The organism is Paenibacillus polygoni (assembly GCF_030263935.1).
Classification (GTDB): domain Bacteria; phylum Bacillota; class Bacilli; order Paenibacillales; family Paenibacillaceae; genus Paenibacillus; species Paenibacillus polygoni.
The window spans coordinates 4,646,834-4,667,396 of sequence record NZ_CP127162.1 but is presented as its reverse complement, the minus strand read 5'-3'; the positions used below and the strand labels follow the sequence as shown (position 1 = coordinate 4,667,396).

The 20,563-nt window shown below is 43.2% G+C and carries 20 protein-coding genes; 12 read left to right on the top strand and 8 right to left on the bottom strand.

What is annotated here, in order from left to right; all coding sequences use genetic code 11:
• Positions 1–22: 22 nt before the first annotated feature.
• From QPK24_RS22360 to QPK24_RS22315, 10 genes are all read left to right on the top strand, one after another.
• Positions 23–973, top strand: a complete 951-nt coding sequence (locus tag QPK24_RS22360; protein ID WP_285744841.1) for a nucleoside hydrolase — start codon at positions 23–25, stop codon at positions 971–973.
• Between the two features lie 146 nt (positions 974–1,119).
• The gene (locus tag QPK24_RS22355) at positions 1,120–1,839 is read left to right on the top strand and encodes a hypothetical protein (protein WP_285744839.1); all 720 of its coding nucleotides are present in this window, start codon (positions 1,120–1,122) and stop codon (positions 1,837–1,839) included.
• A 17-nt stretch (positions 1,840–1,856) separates the two neighbouring features.
• Positions 1,857–2,597: an HAD family hydrolase gene (locus tag QPK24_RS22350; protein ID WP_285744838.1), complete on the top strand. Its 741-nt coding sequence runs from the start codon at positions 1,857–1,859 to the stop codon at positions 2,595–2,597.
• 9 nt (positions 2,598–2,606) lie between these two features.
• Positions 2,607–2,735 carry a hypothetical protein gene (locus QPK24_RS22345; protein ID WP_285744836.1) on the top strand — a complete coding sequence of 43 codons (129 nt, stop codon included), beginning with the start codon at positions 2,607–2,609 and terminating at the stop codon, positions 2,733–2,735.
• Positions 2,736–2,942: 207 nt separating this feature from the next.
• Positions 2,943–3,419 carry a Dps family protein gene (locus QPK24_RS22340; protein WP_285744834.1) on the top strand — a complete coding sequence of 159 codons (477 nt, stop codon included), beginning with the start codon at positions 2,943–2,945 and terminating at the stop codon, positions 3,417–3,419.
• A gap of 157 nt (positions 3,420–3,576) precedes the next feature.
• Positions 3,577–4,758, top strand: a complete 1,182-nt coding sequence (locus QPK24_RS22335) for a nitric oxide synthase oxygenase (protein WP_285744832.1) — start codon at positions 3,577–3,579, stop codon at positions 4,756–4,758.
• 384 nt (positions 4,759–5,142) lie between these two features.
• Positions 5,143–6,297 carry an ABC transporter ATP-binding protein gene (locus QPK24_RS22330; protein ID WP_407082941.1) on the top strand — a complete coding sequence of 385 codons (1,155 nt, stop codon included), beginning with the start codon at positions 5,143–5,145 and terminating at the stop codon, positions 6,295–6,297.
• Complete coding sequence (locus tag QPK24_RS22325; RefSeq protein WP_285744830.1) at positions 6,287–7,108, top strand: ABC transporter permease; 822 nt, start codon at positions 6,287–6,289, stop codon at positions 7,106–7,108. Before QPK24_RS22330 ends, QPK24_RS22325 begins: the two co-directional genes overlap by 11 nt.
• Positions 7,095–7,898, top strand: a complete 804-nt coding sequence (locus QPK24_RS22320; RefSeq protein WP_213530563.1) for an ABC transporter permease — start codon at positions 7,095–7,097, stop codon at positions 7,896–7,898. The genes QPK24_RS22325 and QPK24_RS22320 overlap by 14 nt, the downstream gene beginning before the upstream one ends.
• A complete protein-coding gene (locus QPK24_RS22315; RefSeq protein WP_285744828.1) occupies positions 7,895–8,965 on the top strand; it encodes an ABC transporter substrate-binding protein in 1,071 nt (356 codons plus the stop codon). Before QPK24_RS22320 ends, QPK24_RS22315 begins: the two co-directional genes overlap by 4 nt.
• Before the next feature lie 121 nt (positions 8,966–9,086).
• On the opposite strand, the gene QPK24_RS22310 is transcribed toward QPK24_RS22315, so the two are convergent.
• The 6 genes from QPK24_RS22310 to QPK24_RS22285 form a co-directional block, all read right to left on the bottom strand.
• Entirely contained in the window at positions 9,087–9,365 is a 279-nt protein-coding gene (locus QPK24_RS22310; protein ID WP_285744826.1) for a hypothetical protein, read from the bottom strand.
• Between the two features lie 214 nt (positions 9,366–9,579).
• Positions 9,580–10,509 (bottom strand): aldo/keto reductase, encoded by a 930-nt coding sequence (locus QPK24_RS22305; protein ID WP_285744824.1) that lies wholly within the window; start codon positions 10,507–10,509, stop codon positions 9,580–9,582.
• Positions 10,510–10,620: 111 nt separating this feature from the next.
• Positions 10,621–11,841: an NAD(P)/FAD-dependent oxidoreductase gene (locus QPK24_RS22300; protein ID WP_285744822.1), complete on the bottom strand. Its 1,221-nt coding sequence runs from the start codon at positions 11,839–11,841 to the stop codon at positions 10,621–10,623.
• An 89-nt stretch (positions 11,842–11,930) separates the two neighbouring features.
• Positions 11,931–12,890, bottom strand: a complete 960-nt coding sequence (locus QPK24_RS22295) for a DUF4097 family beta strand repeat-containing protein (RefSeq protein ID WP_285744819.1) — start codon at positions 12,888–12,890, stop codon at positions 11,931–11,933.
• Position 12,891: 1 nt separating this feature from the next.
• Positions 12,892–13,533 (bottom strand): DUF1700 domain-containing protein, encoded by a 642-nt coding sequence (locus QPK24_RS22290; protein ID WP_285744817.1) that lies wholly within the window; start codon positions 13,531–13,533, stop codon positions 12,892–12,894.
• Complete coding sequence (locus QPK24_RS22285; RefSeq protein ID WP_160032645.1) at positions 13,526–13,855, bottom strand: PadR family transcriptional regulator; 330 nt, start codon at positions 13,853–13,855, stop codon at positions 13,526–13,528. Before QPK24_RS22285 ends, QPK24_RS22290 begins: the two co-directional genes overlap by 8 nt.
• Positions 13,856–14,065: 210 nt before the next feature.
• Between QPK24_RS22285 and QPK24_RS22280 the strand changes: the two genes are divergently transcribed.
• A complete protein-coding gene (locus QPK24_RS22280) occupies positions 14,066–14,464 on the top strand; it encodes a YrhK family protein (protein ID WP_285744814.1) in 399 nt (132 codons plus the stop codon).
• A 94-nt stretch (positions 14,465–14,558) separates the two neighbouring features.
• On the opposite strand, the gene QPK24_RS22275 is transcribed toward QPK24_RS22280, so the two are convergent.
• Positions 14,559–15,773: an NAD(P)/FAD-dependent oxidoreductase gene (locus tag QPK24_RS22275; protein WP_285744813.1), complete on the bottom strand. Its 1,215-nt coding sequence runs from the start codon at positions 15,771–15,773 to the stop codon at positions 14,559–14,561.
• A 144-nt stretch (positions 15,774–15,917) separates the two neighbouring features.
• Positions 15,918–17,414: an FAD-dependent oxidoreductase gene (locus tag QPK24_RS22270; RefSeq protein WP_285749511.1), complete on the bottom strand. Its 1,497-nt coding sequence runs from the start codon at positions 17,412–17,414 to the stop codon at positions 15,918–15,920.
• Between the two features lie 326 nt (positions 17,415–17,740).
• On the opposite strand from QPK24_RS22270, the gene QPK24_RS22265 reads away from it, so the two are divergent.
• The gene (locus QPK24_RS22265; protein WP_285744811.1) at positions 17,741–20,560 is read left to right on the top strand and encodes a glycoside hydrolase family 3 protein; all 2,820 of its coding nucleotides are present in this window, start codon (positions 17,741–17,743) and stop codon (positions 20,558–20,560) included.
• The last annotated feature ends 3 nt before the right edge of the window (positions 20,561–20,563 follow it).

The window sequence follows — 20,563 nt, the reverse complement described above, 5'->3', positions numbered from 1 at the left end:
TCAGCAGGGGGATTTTTCAAACATGACGAAGAGAAAAGTATATTTTAATCATGACGGCGGAGTAGATGACCTTGTATCACTGTTTATGCTTCTACAGATGGAGGACGTGGAAGTGACAGGGGTGTCTATTATTCCGGCAGATGGTTATCTCGAACCAGCCACGGATGCAAGTCGTAAAATTATCGATCGATTCAGCACGTATCAGGTCGAAGTATCGAAATCGAATTCTCGTGGTAAAAACCCGTTTCCAAGCGATTGGCGCATCCATTCTTTTTATGTGGATGCACTTCCTATATTGAATGAATCCGGAACAATGGAAGCTCCATTGTCTGATTTACCTGCACATAAGCATCTTATTGAGACCATACGCAAGACGGAAGAAAAAACAATTCTCGTATTCACGGGACCCCTTACAGACTTGTCTCGCGCTCTGGAAGAGGCACCGGAGATTGAAGAGAAGATTGAGAAGCTGGTATGGATGGGAGGAACCTTTGAAAAAGGGAATGTCCAGGAACCAGAGCACGATGGAACGGCAGAATGGAATGTATATTGGGACCCAGAAGCAGCTTATCAAGTTTGGCAGACAGGGATTGAGATTGACCTTGTTGCACTTGAAAGTACAAACAAAGTACCGCTCACGCCGGCAGTGCGTAATCGCTGGGCGAAAGAGCGCTGCTATGAAGGCGTAGACTTCCTTGGTAACTGTTATTCGGGAGTACCTCCGCTTGTATACAGCGAGACCAATTCAACCTATTATTTGTGGGATGTACTTACCACAGCTGCGCTGGGACGAGAAGAGCTAGTAAAGCGCAAAGTGGTGAAGTGCAGCGTAATTCCAGATGGGCCAAGTCAGGGACGCACCGTAATAGATCCAGCTGGAAAACCAGTTAATCTTGTCTATGATACCGACCCGGATGCATTTTTCTCCTATCTCACAGAGTTAGCAAAAAAAGCAGCACCAAAAAGATACTAAGCTTCATCTATAGAAGCAAAGGATCATAAAGAATAACTTTTGCAATATCAACCACTGCCGTTCATTCAAGTTGCTGCTGAGCGCTTAGAAGAAGGGCAGTGGTTTGTTTTTATAGTAAGGCTAGGCGAGGAAGAAGGGAATTACAGATGAATGATAAGCTTGTCCTATGTATTCCAGGACAATGGAAAGATGAAGACAAACTGATACGAAAACTGACAAGAAAGAGCAGCGGGGAGTATTCTCTTACTGGCGGTCTCTTGCTCGATACCAAGCGAAACCGTGCTTTTGAAATAAGGATTGAAGAGCAGGACCCAAAACTCGCGGAAGCTTTCTATTTATCCTCTAAAGGTGATTTCTCGGACAAGACGATGCAAAAGGTAGAGAAGCATACAAAAGTTATCTATCTGTCTGGCTACATGGGTTCCGCCGAAGCAGTCCAGCGCATGATAGCTCCTGTACAGATGCTGCTGGCTTGCGGGGGAGTTGCTGTGAAAATCGAGAATTGTGATAAAGCATTTACTCCAGAAGAGTGGAATATGATCGGCGAAGAAGCGCGGCTTGATCAATTGCTGAATACGATGATCAGTTATATGCAGGATGAACATTATTTTTACTCCTGCGGGATGCAGATGTTTGGTTTGCCTGATGTAGCCTTGAGCAAAGATACAGATCCGGATGCCTCCTTGCAGGTCATGTCCCAGTTTTTGTACCTTATGATGAATGCAAGGGAAGGAACGAAAGATAAATTAAATGAGTTCAAATTGTATGGGACCACGTATCAATACCATCATCAGGAAAGTTTCTTTGAGGAAGAGAGTTCTCATATCACCAATCCGTACGGTATTTATGTGTTAACTGAGATGTAGGAAGAGGAGGAAATCTTTTGGCTGACAGCGTACAAAAAGCAGTGTTCTTTGATGTCGATGACACACTCTATGATCATTTATCACCACTTCGCTCTGCCCTGCAGGAGGCTGTAGGTTTAGCGGATGATATGCCATATGAAGATATTTATTACCGGTTCCGTTATTATAGCGATTTGTTATCAGAAGAGAAGAATTTATCTGCTGTCCCTGAAAAAGAGGCGTTAGCTGATATGCGAAGACGCCGCTTTATGCTGGCTTTAGCGGAATTTGGGATCTTCCTCAATGAAAAAGAAGCGGAAGCTGCTCAGACAGCTTATGTAAATAGACAGTTTCAGATTCAGCCTTTCCATGGTGCTATGGAACTGATGGAGACACTGACTCATTCAGGAATAAAGGTGGGTCTAATTACAAATGGACCAGCGAAGCACCAACAGAAGAAGCTGAAAGCACTGCAAGTGCATCGGTACATTCCGGAGGATATGATCTTTGTATCCGGTGGAGTTGGTTATGCCAAACCAGATGTTAGACTGTTTGAACATGTAAATGCGATCACAAAGACTTCTCCTGAGCACAGTTACTACATTGGAGATTCATGGCGAAATGATGTGGTAGGGGCGATCAAAGCAGGCTGGACCGTACTTTGGTACAATCACCGGAACGCGGAAGCCGAATCGGACCATCGTCCGCATTTTATCGTTCATAACTATGAGGAAATCAAAGATAGCTTGCTTTCGATCGCAGGACTGCAAAAGGTGTAAATGTAAGACATGGAAGAACGATCACCAAGACTTTTTGATCGTTCTTCCATGTTTTTTTATATCCAGATGGGGCATTCTAACCTTGTCAGTACAAAAGATGCCTCTGTTGCTGCGTTTCATCAAATCTTCATCTATTAAATGAGGGGAGTAAGCTTCCCTTTTTCGAAAACCATGCTATAATGATATTAGGATTTAGATTAAGTCTAAATTAAAAGCGTATAATTAAAAGTCTATGACAAGTATCACTAAATCAACATTGTTTATTACTTACTTGAATCCATTTCATAAGCCAATAGTCTTTGGAATTGATTCGATTACATTTTCAAATAAAAAGGAGATCTTAATATGACAACTCAAACCAATCAAACCAACCAATCACAAGGTGTGCAAAAACTACATGATGCATTAAATCGGCAAATCGCTGGATGGTCTGTGCTATACACAAAACTTCATAACTTTCACTGGTATGTAAAAGGAACTCACTTCTTCACCCTGCATGAGAAATTTGAAGAATTCTATAACGAAGTAACAGGACATATGGATGTTGTAGCAGAACGCTTGCTTGCTATTGGCGGTTCTCCGGTTGCTACACTGAAAGAACATCTGAGTCTTTCTCCAATTCAAGAAGCAGGGGGCAGCAAAACAGCAGAACAAATGGTTCAGGCTTTGGTTGAAGACTTTACGACTATGGTTGAAGTGCTCGAAGAAGCTAAAGAAGCAGCCGAAGAAATCGGTGATGACAGCACAGCTGATCTGATGATTGGCAACCAAGAAACGCTGCAAAAACATATTTGGATGCTTAATGCTTTTCTTGGCAAATAAGTAGCTAAACTCTCGATTAGGTGAATATAAAGTGAACATATGACTCATATGATGGTTTTGTAAGCAGTCGAACCGTATAATGGAAATAATCCATTCGTTCTCCTGAGTTTAGGACGAGTTCTCTGGTATGACGCGTTATTATGAGGAGATTATCGGTATGACAAATACACATGATATGTGGCAAGAAGCAAGCACATTTATATACACTTGTTATGAGGAGCTGGGTCTTCGCCGTGAAGCGGCAGAAGCCCGGCTTCTTGACATTCAGCGGGAAATAGAAGATTCAGGTACGTATAGACATACCCAGCAGGAGCTTGAGTATGGGATTAAGTTGGCATGGCGTAACAGTAATCGCTGTATAGGACGATTATCGTGGCAATCCATACGGCTTGTAGATGCGAGAGAGGCAGGGACTGCAGAAGAGGTTGCCGAGTGTTTATTTCAGCATATCCGTACAGCTACCAATCACGGGAAAGTGATTCCTTTGCTTACTCTTTTTGCTCCAAGAACGCCGGAAGGAGTCGATCCAGTCCGCATCTGGAACCATCAGCTCATTCGTTATGCTGGTTATGAAACGAGCAGCGGTATAGTGGGGGATCCGGCTTCCGTCGCCTTCACCAAAGAAGCAATGAAACTCGGCTGGCAAGGCAGGGGTACGGATTACGATGTGCTTCCGCTTGTCATAGAAGTAGCAGGCCGTAAGCCTGTGTATGTACCGATACCGAAGGATCTGATCATGGAAGTGGACATCGAACATCCTGATTATCCTCAGATGGAGTCGCTTGGTCTTAGATGGTATGCGGTACCTATGATTTCCGATATGAGGCTGGAGATTGGGGGGATTCAGTATCCGGCATCTCCTTTTAATGGATGGTATATGGGAACGGAGATCGGAGCAAGAAATCTAGCGGACCCTTTCCGTTATAATAAACTTCCCGCTATGGCAAAGGTTATGGGGCTGGATACAACAAGTGAAGCAAGCCTTTGGCGGGATAAGGCACTCGTGGAACTGAATATCGCGGTGCTTCACTCCTTCCGGAAGAGCGGCGTCAGCATCGTGGACCATCATACGGCTGCCAATCATCTCTCAAAGTTTGAAGAGAAGGAAGCTGCGGCCGGCAGAGAAGTGACCGGAAATTGGACCTGGCTTATTCCGCCATTGTCTCCGGCGACGACACATATTTTTCATAAGTCCTATTCGAATCAAGTGAAAAAGCCCAATTTCTTTCATCAACCAGCACCTTACACGAAAAATCAGGATGACAACCTTTCGGAGAAGGCGTCCAGTCAGAAGGAAGAAGCAAATCCTGCTGTCGCTAAGTGTCCTTTTCATGGATAAAATATTTTGTTTTTTTGGTAAATTCATAGAATCGTAGGCTAAGTGAATACGAAATGGTACAATATATAGAGCAAGGACCAGAGCATCTCAGAGGTCAATAAAACCTTAGGAGATGCTTTTTTGCGGAAGTAACGATAAATTTGAAGTTTATAGATACGGCTTTTATTCCGTTTATTGGGCGATAAATATAATATTGGAAATATGCCCGGGATAAAATATCGAAGAAAGAAGTAAACTTCATAGAATGATAAAAAAATGGGTTGCGCAATTAGATGATTTCTATATAATAAGTTGCGACATGTGCCCGAACGGATCTGCAGTAATATGCTTAAATGAACTAGAAGGCGCAAGGTAATCCCCTGAAAAAGGAGGTTTTTCTATCATATGATAAACCAAGACTCCATTATCCGGTTCGAAAGCGTGACAAAACGATATGACGAGGATGATCCCATCCTTAAATCGGTCAGCTTTGAAATCGAACGCGGTAAATTTTATACGCTGCTGGGTCCATCAGGATGCGGCAAAACTACGATCCTTCGGCTGATTGCAGGCTTTACGGAGCCTTCCGAAGGAAATATTTATTTTAATGGCAAAATTATTAACCGTGTTCCTGCACATGAACGTCAGGTCAACACCGTATTTCAGGACTATGCATTATTCCCGCATCTGAATGTATTTGAGAACGTAGCATTTGGGCTGCGGATCAAAAAGATGAAGAATGCAGAGATCAAAGAGAAAGTGGAGAACGCTCTTCGTTTTGTCAATCTGGCTGGATACGGAAACCGGGAGATTACTGAAATGTCTGGCGGTCAACGTCAGCGGGTAGCAATTGCCCGGGCTATCGTTAATGAACCAGAGATCATTCTGCTGGACGAGCCTTTGTCTGCGCTTGACCTCAAACTTCGCACCGAGATGCAGTATGAGCTGCGCGAACTTCAGCAACGTCTGGGTATCACTTTTATTTTTGTAACTCATGATCAGGAAGAAGCACTTGCGATGTCTGATGAAATCTTCGTACTCAACGAAGGGGTCATTCAGCAAAGCGGAACACCACTTGATATCTACGATGAACCGATTAACCGATTTGTAGCTGATTTTATCGGGGAATCCAACATTGTCTCAGGAAAAATGAAACAAGATTTCTTAGTTGAGTTTGCAGGGAAGACGTATGAGTGCGTTGACCAAGGGCTTAGACCTGACGAACCGATTGAGATTGTTATTCGCCCAGAGGATCTTGAGATTACAACACCTGAGCGAGGAAAACTCCAAGTACGGGTAGACTCTCAGTTATTCCGCGGCGTACACTATGAAATTTCAAGTTACGATGATATGGGCAACGAATGGCTTGTACATTCTACGAAGCGGGCTACCGTTGGGGAAAGAATCGGTCTTTATTTTGATCCAGAAGCCATTCATGTTATGCGCTTTGGTGAAACCGAAGAAGAATTTGATAAACGTCTGGAATCTTATGAATCCAATGTTGAGGATGCACAGAAGTCTTCAGAGGGTAAGGTTCAAGAGGTAAATCATGAATCGTAGTTTAAAGAACCGCAACTTCTACCTGATCCCTTACATGTTTTGGATCATTTTCTTCGTCGTTGCTCCGATTCTGTTAATTGTGTATTACTCCTTCTTCAATGTAGAAGGTCAATTTACGTTTGAGAATTATATCAAATTCTTTACACCTGTATATCTGAAAATGACACTAAGCTCATTCTGGTATGCACTGCTCATTACTGTGTTTGCACTGCTCATTTCGTATCCAACAGCTTATTTACTTACGAAAACCAAACATAAACAGTTATGGTTGTTACTCGTTATTTTGCCAAGCTGGATTAATCTTTTGCTTAAAGCTTACGCATTTATCGGCCTGTTTGGTACGTACGGATTTGCTAATGCCATACTCGAAACGATTGGGATTGGTACGCAGCAGATTCTATTTACGGATTTTAGCTTTGTTTTTGTATCGGTATATATCTTTATTCCGTTTATGATTCTGCCGATCTTTAATGCGCTTGAAGAGCTGAATCCTTCCCTTATCTATGCAGCTCGAGATCTGGGGGCTTCTTCATGGACCACATTCCGGCGCGTTATTTTTCCACTGACACTAGGCGGAGTGCGTTCGGGAATTCAAGCTGTGTTTATTCCGGCTTTGTCTCTGTTTATGATTACAAGACTAATTGCCGGTAACCGGGTAATTACCCTGGGGACCGCAATTGAACAGCATTTCTTAGTAACACAAGATTGGGGAATGGGAGCAACGATTGCCGTCTTCCTCATCATTATTATGATTGCCATCATGTTTATTAGCGGGCGTGGAAAGCGGGGTGTACCTCATGGGAAGAAATAGTAAGCTGTCAAATGTATATCTGTTTATTGTTTTTGCCATTTTGTACATGCCGATTCTTTACCTGATCTACTATTCATTCAATAGTGGCGGAACCATGCAGAACTTTGAAGGCTTCACTCTGGAGTGGTACGAGGAAGTATTTGCGGATACGCGGCTGCTGATTATTGTGCTGAATACCTTTGTGATCGCACTTCTGTCTGCGGTGGCTTCGACAATCCTGGGCGTGGCTGGTGCTCTAGCGATTCATCAGGTTCGCCGTAAACGTAACAAGAACACCCTGCTGTCTTTAAACAATGTACTCATTGTAAGTCCGGATGTAATTATCGGTGCATCCTTCCTCATCTTCTTTACGATGCTGGGGATTCAATTAGGATTCACCTCGGTACTCTTATCACATATTGCATTTAGTGTACCGATTGTCGTAATCATGGTACTGCCTAAGCTGCAAGAGATGAGTCCAACGCTTATTGATGCGGCACGTGATCTCGGTGCATCGAGTTGGCAGGTGCTGACAAAAGTTATTTTACCTTTTGTAAAGCCAGGAATTTTTGCTGGATTCTTTATGGCCCTGACCTATTCACTGGACGATTTCGCCGTTACTTTCTTTGTTACCGGGAATGGATTCTCAACGCTGTCGATAGAGATTTACTCGAGAGCAAGACAAGGGGTATCCCTGTCCATTAATGCTTTATCGACGCTGTTGTTCTTACTGACCATTATTCTGGTAGTAGGTTACTACTTTATCAATACACGTAACAACAAGCTGCAAGGAAAGGGGCTGAGACCATGAAGCAGCTGGTACAGACCTTTAGTCTTGTGCTGATCGTGGCTTTTGGCCTCATGTATCTTACCTCGGTACTGAATTCTAGTGAAGGATATTCTGGAGGTAATACTCTGACCATCTATAACTGGGGTGATTACATTGACCCCGAACTGATCGCTGAGTTTGAGGAAGAAAGCGGGATGAAGGTCGTTTATCAGACGTTTGACTCGAATGAGGCGATGATGACCAAAATCCAGCAAGGAGGAACGACGTATGATGTCGTGATTCCTTCGGAATATGCAATCAGCAAAATGAAAGAGGAGGATCTGCTGATCCCTCTCGATCATTCAAAAATACCAAACCTTAAGTATATCGATGAAAGGTTCCTGAATCTCTCTTTCGATGAAGGTAACAAGTATTCGATTCCTTATTTCTGGGGAACGGTCGGGATTGTATTTAATCCAGAATTAACGGACCTTACATTTAAGAGTTGGGACGATCTGTGGGACCCAAGTCTGAAGAATCAGATCCTGCTCGTGGACGGAGCACGTGAAGTAATCGGCATGGGCCTAAACAGTCTGCATTACTCTCTAAATGATACAAACGAAGAGCATCTGCAAGAAGCACTTACGAAATTGTCTAAGCTCACACCTAACGTGAAAGCGATCGTCGGAGATGAGATTAAGATGCTGCTCGCAGGTGAAGAAGGTGCAGTGGGTCTCGTTTGGTCGGGTGATGCTTCGGAGATTATGGATGAGAATGAGAAGCTCGATTATGTGGTACCGGAAGAAGGATCGAATCTATGGTTTGACAACATGGTCATTCCAAAGACAGCGAAGAATATAGAAGGTGCTCATCAGTTTATCAACTTTATGTTAGATCCAGAGCATGCTGCACGTAATGCAGAGTATGTTGGTTACTCCACACCAAATGCGGGTGCACTAGAACTTCTTCCCGAAGAAGTTTCAAGTGATGAACGTTTCTATCCAAATGAGGAATTGACGGAGAAACTTGAGGTGTACGATAACCTGGGCAAACGAATGCTTGCTCATTACAACGATCTGTTCCTCATCTTCAAAATGCACCCGAAGTGAATAATGGGGATAACCTGTGTATATATAGATAATCAAAGAACCTTATCCACATGTGGATAAGGTTCTTTGGTTTTTGAATCAGACATTCGAGCACCCGAATGAATTCATCCTCTTTTATTGGTTACCGGTGTGCTGCTGTATTCATGGCGAGCTCTGCAAGGGAGTGATCCTTTTTTTTGACATAAATCTCATATAGGGTATTGGCTGTAGAAGAGGACTTCTGTTTGCTCGTGTCCACAATATGAGTCTTGTAATCGATATAGTGGGCGTTGAGATTTAAGATTTTCTTATGGAAATCCTCTTCATTATGAGAGGCATAAAGCTGGATTTTGTAGCGTGAGAATAACTTTCTGTAGGCAAGGGTGAACAAATGGTCTACGGTACCGATCCGCTGGGACATAGATAACACTCCTTTACAATTGATGGAGAGGTGAGGTGGGAGTCATTATAAACATCTCATAAGCAAAAAAATAAATACGTTCCACTTATTAATTTATGAAACTCATGATTGTAAATTCTATTATATTAAGGACGCTATCGTTTTATGACAAATAAAAAACAGCGCGCTGCACCGCACTGTTTTCTATATTGAATATGATTTAAGAAAAGAATCATTAGGAGAAGATCTGACCAATCTCCGTAATTTCTGCTTGGGATAGTTTCACATCAAGGGCGTTTAAGTTATTAACCACTTGTTCTGGACGTTTCGCACCTGGAATGAGTGCATCTACAGACGGCTGAGTAAGATACCAGGCGAGAACCAGATGAGCGACTTCAACCTGCTTAGCATCTGCCATCGTACGAAGCTGCTCGACTTTGTCCAAGTTTCTCACAAACTGCTCCCCTTGAAACTGTGGATTGTTTTTTCTGAGATCATCGAATGTAGTGTCTTTATTGTATTTACCTGCGAGAAGTCCTGATACCAGTGGGAAATACGGAATAAAGGTAATTTGATTTGCTGCTGTATAAGGGAGAATCTCTTTCTCTACTTCCCGATTTAAAAGATTATATTCGGATTGAAGTACATCAACATAACCATCTTTATTTGCTTCTTTAAGCTGGTCGATCGAGAAGTTAGATACACCGATGGCGCGAATTTTCCCCTCGTCTTTTAGACGCCGTAACATACCTACCGCTTCATCTTTGGGAGTATGCTCATCTGGAAAATGAATATAATAGAGGTCTATGTAATCCGTTTGTAGACGTTTAAGGCTGTCTTCGACCTGTTTTTTTAGGAATTCTGGTTTGTTGTTTGGTTTATAATTATTGTTCTCATCATGGGCACCTTTTGTGGCAATCACGACCTGGTCGCGAGCTTTGAGCTCCTTGATCACCTGACCGGTCAGTTCTTCAGAACGTCCAGGGCCATAAATAAATGCGGTATCGAGGAGATTCACTCCATTCTGAATAGCTGTGCGAACGACTTCCTTACCCTGTTCTTCATTCAGGTTGGGGTATAAGTTATGCCCTCCCACTGCGTTTGCTCCAAGTCCAATTGGATTTACATAAAGATCTGATTTACCGAGTTTTGTATGATTCGTCAATTGATTCGCCTCCCTATAGTTATATATAAGACAAATTATACAAAATAAATCGGTGGAAATCAGAAAGAACCTCTGACTAACTAGCCAGAGGGAGGTAAAAATCTAAGGAAATCATGTTTCATTTACTTGGGGTCTATTTTGAAGATAGATTCCAAGATCGGGATTAGAGCCTTTCACAATGACATCACGCAAAATACGAGACAGCACGGCATTATACACGGTTCCGTTATCTCCATAACCCATAATGACATAACAGTGAGGATACTCCTCGTATTGTCCTATTATCGGCAGTCCATCATGAGTTCCACCATAAAAGGCGCCCAGATAAAATTCAGGTTCTGCCTGAAGATTAGGGAAGAGCTTAAAAAGTTCTTTCATCAGCTTATCGCGGGTATGAAGAATCTTCGAGTCTCGAGTAGAGGCATAGGCAGTATCCTTATCCATTCCGCCGATAATAACCCGATCATCTGGTGTAGTTCGAAGGTAGATATACGGACGGGCTGTCTCCCATATAAGCGCCCGTTTATACCAACTGGATAAATCGGGTACAGGCGTAGTAATAACAGCATAGGAACTGTTGATAACTGCATTTTTTTCTACTTTAAATTCTTGATTCTCATATCCAGCAGCAATGATTACATGTTTTGCTTTGATCTGATGCCGATTCTTCGTATAAAAGACAGCAGAATCCTCTTCAAAACGATGTCCGGTAACCTGAGTCTCAGCCCATACTTTACCGCCCATCTTTTCTACTGCTTCAAGAAGTCCATAAATGAATTTTAGCGGATTCATCTCTGCATCATCATAGTAGTAAAGTGCTGCTTGTTTACGAAAAGGAAAGTGGCTGCTTATTTTCTCTTCATCCCAGCGATCCACATGAAACCCGTATTTGGTAAGCAGGTTAAGCTCCTGTTCGAGAGCGGGGATATCTTTCTCGTAACTTGCATAATACAGGCTGTCCCTGCGAACAAAATCAGCATCTACCGGCAATTGACTGCATGTCGTTTCAATATCATGAATGGCCTGCTCACATAGCTTCAGATGCCTGGCTGCTATTTCTTCCCCGAATGTATTGGCAAGGGAAACAAAGCTTTTATCACCTGCATATTGGATCAGCGCTGTGTTCGTACTGGAACTGCCCTCGCCAATTCGCCGCTGGTCTACCACGACAACCTTCAAACCTTCTTTGGCAAGAAGATAGGCAGATTGTGCTCCCGAACTCCCCCCGCCAATTACGAGTACATCACATACAACATCCTCGGTCAGCGGCGGGTAAGATGCAGGATTCGTCACGGTGGTCGGCCAGTACAATTTGCCGCTTAGTAAATCCATTAGGACGTAAAGCCTCCTTATTTATCTTAGATTGGCTTTAGTATGGATGAACAAGGGCTTATGCATACAAAGATGGCAGAGGAGGGAGATTAGGGCTGTGTAATGTTGATATTGCCTGAAGTGGCACGTATCTTTATGAGTTCGGGTCCTATTCGCAAAGAGTCCGGGGTACGCACATTACCTGATACGGTCTGTGCATCAAAGTATCCAGCAAAGTCACTGGCCGCGGTGACATTAATATTTCCCGAGATTGTTTCAATATCTAAGCCTGCTGCTGTATTTTGGACAAGTTGAATATCACCCGATTTCATGCGAATCGTTCCTTCACCGGTTAGTCCATTTATTTTCAGATTTCCAGAAGTAAGGCTTGCCTTAAGATCCCCTTGGATATCTTCGATCTTAACATCCCCTGACTGGAGCTTCATCGTAATTTCGTCAGCCTCTATGGAGCTGAGCTTTACGTTTCCAGAAGTGAGTTCAAAGCTGACAGCCTCGGCAACCTCGACCTGATCTGCCTTCACCTCGCCGGAAGTGAGTTTTGCAGAAAATGCATTGGCTTTGATATTGTTCAAATTCAGATTACCTGAGGTAGAAGTAAGCGTGATTCGATCTGCATTAAGACCCGTGATATTCTGATCGCTTGAGACAATTTCAAGTGTGAATTCCGAAAGTCTCTTTTGTTTCGGAACGGAAATTTCCATTTCATTTTTACTAAAATCGGTGGAGAAGCTAAAGAAGGAGAACGAATCTTTTGAGCGGGTATTAATCGTTAGCAGGGCGTTTTCTGGCTGAAGTTGGTTAAGCTGCTCTATGGTATCTGGGTTCCATTTTCCTTTAAAATGGACGGAGACCTGATCATCGTCAGTTGAAGTAAATACGATGTTCGTGCTGTCTTCGGTTTGGACTAGCAGGGAATTCACATTCGCCGCGTCAAAGCTTAGCTTTTGATCATAGTCTTCACGTTTGTCCCCGAATTCATATCCGAATAAGGTAACTCCGATGAGACCGACCACAATGCAGAGAATGGCAAGCCTTATAGCATTTTTCATATTAATGCTCCTCTCCTTTCAGTACTGTGCGGTTCCACTTGAAATATCCTGCAGTCCATTGCCCTAGTCTTCTCATAGACCAAAGAGCGAAGATTCCGACCAGAATACCTAATCCCAAAAAAACAAGACTGACAAAAAGTTCAGGGAGCACGACTTGCTGATGAACCATAATAAAATCAAGGATGGCAAGTAGGGGAGCGAGGATGCCCGATACGGATATTCCAGCCACTGAGATCCACAGAGCCCAAATCGTTAGAGCGATCGGCAAGGCAAGAAGGAGATTTAAGAATACCAATCCGGTTGCTCTAAAGAAACGCGCAGTCGTTCCTTGGTTTGATGTTTCTTTGGGAAGAGCAGGAGATCCTTGTGACGACTTATTGTTCGGGATCTGCTCTTCATTGTGAACGCGCCCCTGTGACAAGAGCTCCCTATCTTGAAAATCTTGAAAATAACGGTCACCCAGCGCTTCCTTTATTAAATCTTCTGGATTTCCTAGTTCAACAGCTATCTCTATTTCGCTTTTTCCTTCGGACAGTCCCATATCAAAATGCTGCTCGTAGTCACTGAGTAGTTCTGCGCGTTCTTGAGCTTCAAGGGGAACCAGTCCTTCTTTCATTCTGTTCATAAACTGAAGCCTATTCATTAGCTTCTCCTTCCTTCAGCAGGGAGCTGACGCTGTCTACAAATTCATTCCATTCAGACTGCAGTACACGCATATAATGTACGCCCGTCTCTGTAAGTCGGTAATATTTTCTTGGGGGGCCTTCGGTAGATTCCCTAAGATAAGTTGTACAGTATCCATCAGATACAAGCCGTCTGAGGAGGGGGTATAAGGCACCTTCTGCAATTTCAATATGCTGAGATACGGCTTGAGCCAGTTCATATCCATAACGGTCTCTGCGGTGGATTAGGACGAGGACACACAGCTCAAGTACGCCCTTTTTAAACTGAGTATTCACATTCATCCTATATGTTCCTTTCATGTTATGAAATAACGTTAACTAATGTTCTATACTATGTACTGTTTATTATACACTACTGTACATTATTTACTACCTTTTCCTATAAATTTTAGGAAAGATATCCTTTTTGCTATGGATTTCAAGTGTGAAAACATCGTGAAAATCGTTTTATCCTGCGCCATTCGGGTAAATTTGCAGAAGGAGGGATGGAACGTGAAAGCTAAAATTCATACTGATATTGATAAAGAAAAAACTTCACGCAACCCTTCAGGGAAAAAAAGAGGGTTTCGTGTACATTTACATCGAAAGAAAAATTCACTTGTTAAAAAAAGAATTGAAATAAGAAATCGTTATGAAACAGCCCATATGGCGAGTGAGATCGTAACAGCCATTTTGTATCTGGTCGGTAGTTTTTTTCTCTTCTATCCAGATTTAAAAGTGATTGGTTCAATCATGTTCATCTTAGGGAGTATTCAAATGCTTGTTCGTTCTTTAATCCGCATGTCCTACCTAGTAAAACTAAAAAAATGGGATTATAGAGATCGGCATTCTTCGGTGGAAGGAGAATCACAAACCGAAGAAGAGGCCTATCTGAAGTCAGAACTCAAGTGAATTTTGAATCCATCCAGTAAAAAAAGGTCTTAACTTAAGTTGGATATATCCTCCAAACTAAAGTTAAGACCTTTTTTTTTGTAGAATAATCGTGTTAATGTACTTTAGGTTTAGTATGTAGGTACAAGTCAAGATCTGGACTGTTTCCCTTTGTAATTACATCAGTGACGATTTTCGAAAGATTCATATTATAGACGGTTCCATTATCACCATAAGCCATAATATAAAAACAGTTTGGATACTCTTCGTTCCTTCCAATCATCGGCAGACCATCTACCGTGCCGGCAAAAAAAGCTCCCTGTGCAAATTCAGGTTCTGCGTTGATCTCAGGGAATAAGTAATGGAGAGCCTTCATCAGCTTATCGCGACCCTGACCAATTTTCGCATCCCGGCTTAGTGTCTGATCCGTATCTTGGTCCATTCCGCCAATAATGATCCGATTATCCTTCGTAGTTCGCATATATAGATAGGGTCTGGCAGTTTCCCAGATCAGGCTTCGTTTGTACCAGCTTGTAAAGTCAGAAACAGGTTTTGTAATTACGACGTAAGAGCTTGTAATGGTTGTATTGTCACTAGGTGTAATCTCTGCTTGCTCGTAACCTGCAGCCATGATGACATATTTAGCAGTGATAGTATGGCCGTTCTTTGTCTTAAAAACTGCAGTATCTTTTTCAAAAGTTTTTCCTGTAATCTCCGTATTGCAGTATATTCTCCCTCCAAGTTGTTCTACTTGCCGGAATAACCCGTAAATGTATTTGAGCGGATTCATTTCAGCGTCATTGGAATAAAATATGGCTCCTGCCTTGCGGAAAGGATAGAGCCCGGCAATTTGGTTATCGTCCCAATATTCAACTTTAAATCCATGCTTGGATAACAGATCATACTCTTTCTTCAAGGCAGGCACATCTTCAGCAGTAGAAGCATAGTACAGGCTGTCTCTTCTAATGAAATCAGCCTGATCCTCGATGTTAGCACAGGCTTCTTCAATATCTGTAATCGCTTGTTCGCAAAGTTTTAGATGGCGTACGGCTGTTTCTTCTCCGAAACTTGCTGACAGCTCAGCTAAACTTTTGTCACCTGCATATTGAATGAGTGCCGTATTTGTACTAGAGCTTCCGCCGCCGATGGTGCGTTTATCAACCACAACGACACGTAAACCTTGCTTAGCAAGCCTGTAAGCACTTTGTGCGCCGGAACTGCCGCCTCCAATAATCAGTGCATCACAAGAAATATCCTTCGTTAATGAAGGATACTCCGGAGCATTACCCACCGTTGTTGGCCAGTATAGTGTACCGCTTTGTAGATCCATAGCGGGAGCCTCCCTTATTTCTGTTTTATTTTATGGTATAGGGTCAACATTCAACATTCTGTTCTTTTCAATACCATAATTTTATAAATAAGAAACAAGTAATTTATGGTGGGTAATGATTTCCTTCAGCATAGTAAGACTAATTTAAGCATCCAGCTTCTTAAGCGGTTCGGAAGCAGGTCCTTCCATAACCGTTCCATCATAGGAATAACGGGACCCATGGCACGGACAATCCCAAGAGCGTTCCCCTGAATTCCATTCCACTTCACATCCAAGATGAGTACAGGTACGATCTACAAGATGTACTTTGCCTTCTGGGTCTTTATAGGCGCCTGCCCGTTTCCCTTCGTGCCATACGACCGAGCCTTCGTCTGTCCCCAGATCACCTAATTTAGGATGAGAAAGATCGACTTTTCCTGTAATTAATTCTTTTACCACATTCAGATTTTCTTTGATTGCGTTTTTGATCGATGGATCTGCCTTAAATCGGCCCGGATCATATAACTCTGCATAAGGATTGCTTCTCTTCATGATGAGATCGGTAAGAAGTCTTCCTGCAACGGTTCCCGTTGTCATCCCCCATTTACCATACCCTGTTCCGACGAATACCCGGTTGTAGGCTCCTCCAATAGGACCGATAAAAGGCACCTTATCAATCGTAATCAGGTCTTGTGCTGACCAGCGGAAGTATACTTTTTTAACACCAAAATGTTCACCGGCAAAGGTAAGGAGTTTCTCATAATGCTCATGTGTACTGATGCCTTGTCCCGTCTTATGATTCTCGCCGCCGACAATCAGCAGATTCTTATCACCATACTGCACAGAGCGCAGGGATCGTTCCGGTGTATCAATGCTAATGTACATATCCCCTTCGTAAGAGGTTTCCGGTTCAATGGCAATCGCATAAGAGCGTTCGGCATGCATTCGGGCAAAATACAGCCTAGGGTCATGGAAAGGGAAGTGACTTGCGGACACAACATATTTACTTGTAATATGGCGGTCACTATTCTCTAAAAAGACTTTTACATGATCCTCATTCTCTTCGAGATTCGCTGCTGTTGTCTTTTCATAGATTTGAACACCAAGGCTGACAAGCTCCTCCGTTAATTTCTTAAGGTATTGCAGCGGATGGAATCGTGCCTGATTTGGCAGACTGATGCCGCATACCGCTGGGACAGGAATGGTTAGGCGGTCATGCCATACACCGGGGATGCTGAGCTGTTTATAAGCGTCAAATTCATCCTCCATCTTCTTCTGTTCTTTCTCATCTTCTGCTTGAAGATAAATATACGCATTCTCTTCACTTAATTGGCAGTCGATCTCCATCTCGGTCACGACACTGCGGATAAAACGAAGGGCTTCTTCATTTGCTTCGTAATACAGCCGAGCTTTTTCATGGCCAAAGTGCTGCAAGAGTTCGTTATAGATCAGACCATGCTGGGAAGTGATTTTGGCGGTGGTGTGTCCTGTGGTTCCATTAAGGATCATGCCTGCCTCGATCAGGGTGACTTTGTATCCTTCTTTCGCAAGAAGATAAGCGGTAGTTATACCGGTGATACCTGCCCCGACGATTGTTACATCCGTCACTAGATTTTCCTGCAGTTTAGGAAAGGTAGGCAGAGGAGTGGTATCGCGCCACATGGATTCTGGAGTTTTGGGCAGCTCAGTGGCAGACCAAGGTTCGATATGGTTATTCAAAGCAAAAAACCTCCTATAATAATAGTTCAGGGTACATACGTATCTTTTTTTTCAATTATTACCACCTGCATATAAATAGAAACTCTGTGTATGGATATATTTTAGAAATAAATCCAGCGGTGTGTTTTTTCTCCTATTATTTCTGCAGATCGGCTCTTATACTAGACTTATAAAAAACGTTTTAGAAAATAAAATATGGGTATTGTAAGCGATTCACTTTTGGTAATATTGGTAAATAAGCCAATTTGGTGATCAAAGGAGAAGAGAACATGTCAAAAGCAGTGCAATTTCCTTTTCAAGATACAGAACTTGATTTAGATCTGCGTGTAAAAGACCTGATTTCGAGATTTACGCTTGATGAAAAAATAGAATCGATGTTGCAATATCAGCCCGCTATCGAGCGGCTTGGTGTAGACGCTTACAAACATGGGACTGAAGCAGCACATGGTCTCGCTTGGTTGGGTGAAGCGACGAGCTTTCCGCAGCCGGTAGGACTCGCTCATACGTGGGATACGGAACTGATGGAAGAGATCGGTTCGGTTATTGGCGATGAAGCCAGGGTATTTTACAAACGAAATCCAGAAGTGAATGGGCTGACCTTGTGGGCACCAACGGTAGATATGGAGCGCGACCCAAGATGGGGACGTAATGAAGAAGCATACGGAGAAGACCCTGAGCTTACAGGTGAACTGACAACGAGCCTTGTCAAAGGGATGCAAGGAGATCACCCTAAATATTATAAATCGATAGCGACATTGAAGCATTTTCTGGCTAACAATAATGAAGTTGATCGCGGCAGCGGGTCTTCAAGTATTGATCCTAGGAATATGCGTGAATATTATTTGAAAGCATTTGAGAAGCCTTTCTTAAAAGGCGGAGCCCAGTCCATGATGACAGCTTACAACTCCATTAATGGAACGCCGGCACTGCTGCATCCTTTTGTCAAAGAAGTCGTCAAAGGCGAATGGGGAATGGATGGCTTTATCGTCAGCGATGCAGGTGATGTGATGGGAATTCACAATGATCACAAATATTATGATTCTCATACGCCGGGAGTAGTAGAATCCATTCACGCCGGCATTGACAGTATTACAGATGATGCGGATTTATCTAAAAAAGCCATAAGAGAAGGACTCCAGATCGGGACACTAATGGAGTCGGATCTTGATGAAGCACTGTTCAATACATTCCGTGTGCGCTTCCGACTAGGAGAATTTGATCCAGCCGAGCTGAATCCTTATGCCTCCATTGGTGAGGAAGTATTCATGACCGAAGAAGCAAAAGCCTTATCATTAAAGGCAGCGAAGAAACAAATGGTTCTTTTGAAAAACGAACAGAATACCCTCCCGCTGAACAAAGAGAAGCTGCAAAGTGCGGCTGTTATCGGTGAACTTGGCGGCGTGGTCCTTCGGGATTGGTATGCAGGTACCCTTCCTTATAAAGTAACTCCGCTTGAGGCAATTCAGAAGAAGCTTGCAGGTAAACAAGTACAATACTGTGATGCGAATGATCGCATCATTCTTACTTCTGCTGCGAGCGGCAAAAAAGTCGGGGTACTAGACGGGGAGAACCCGCCTGTAGCAATGAACGGCACAGCAGAGACGTTTATTTTATCCGACTGGGGATTTGGGAGTGTAACGCTGCGAGCGGAATCGAGCGGCAAGTTACTTACATCTGACGAAGAGCAGTTAACTGCTTCTGCAGATGAAGCGTACGGCTGGTTCGTAAAAGAAATCCTTCACCTCTTGCCCCAAGAAGATAGTACGATAGGAATCAGTACTTGGAACGGCAAAAAAGTAACGGCCCCAAATGGCGGCACTGCGGCGCTTGCTGTGAAGGAAACAATTACTGAAGTGGGAACGGAAGAGAAATTTAAACTTGAAGTCGTATCTGACGGTATAGCAGAAGCAGTGGAAGCAGCTAAATCAGCGGATACAGCGATTGTTTTTGTAGGGAATAATCCGCTGATTAACGGAAAAGAAGAGATTGACCGCCCGGGTCTTGAGCTTCCTCAGTCACAGCAGCGTCTAATAGAAGCGGTTTATGAGGCGAATCCAAATACAGTTGTCGTTGTTGTGGGAGCCTATCCTTTTACAATGAACTGGGTAGAAGAGAACGTCCCTGCGATTCTATATACATCTCATGCAGGACAGGAGATAGGAAATGCGATCGCTGATGTCTTATTCGGGGACTATGCACCGGCAGGCAGACTGAATATGACTTGGTATAAATCCGAAGATCAACTGACTCATATCAAAGATTACGACATTATCAAATCGGAAAGAACGTATCAGTATTTCAAAGGTGATGTGCTGTATCCATTCGGTCATGGCTTAACGTATGCTAGTTTCAAGTATGACAATCTTAGACTGAGTGCGAGTGAGATCAGTGAAGAAGATATAATTACGGTCCGTGTAGATATTACGAATGTTAGCCAAGTTTCAAGTGATGAAGTGGTTCAATTGTATATTCGTGCGAACGAGTCTCGTGTGAAGCGTCCGCTCAAAACCCTGAAAGGATTCCGCCGCATTCACTTATCACCAGGGGAGACGAAGACCGTTACCTTTGAATTACCGGCTTCTGAGCTTGCCTTCTGGGATGTAACGCGAAACAAATACTGTGTAGAGACAGGCAGCTATCGTATTCTGATTGGAAGATCATCTGCAGATATTCAGGTTACCGCTGACATTCAGGTGAATGGTGAGGTGATCCCTCCTCGGAATCTGGCACTTGAAACACGTGCAGAGAATTACGATGACTACAGTGGTGTGGATCTGGATGAGTGCAAAGAAAGCGGAAGCTGCGTAAGATCTTTAGAAGATACCAGCTGGGTACTCTATCAAGGAGCTGATTTTGGAGCGGGAAGTGCGGGCTTTACGGGACGTGTATCCAGTGAATTTTCAAATGCAGAGATTGAGATTCGACTTGGCGCACCAAACGGGAAGCTTGCAGGTACGGCGCAAGTCGCGGCCAGAGGAGTACAGGGCTGGCAGACGGTATTCACTACACTTACTGAAGCAGCAGGAGTGCAGGATGTTTATATTATTCTTCCCAAAGGCGTTCGAATGAGTCGATTTACGATTGCCTAAGCA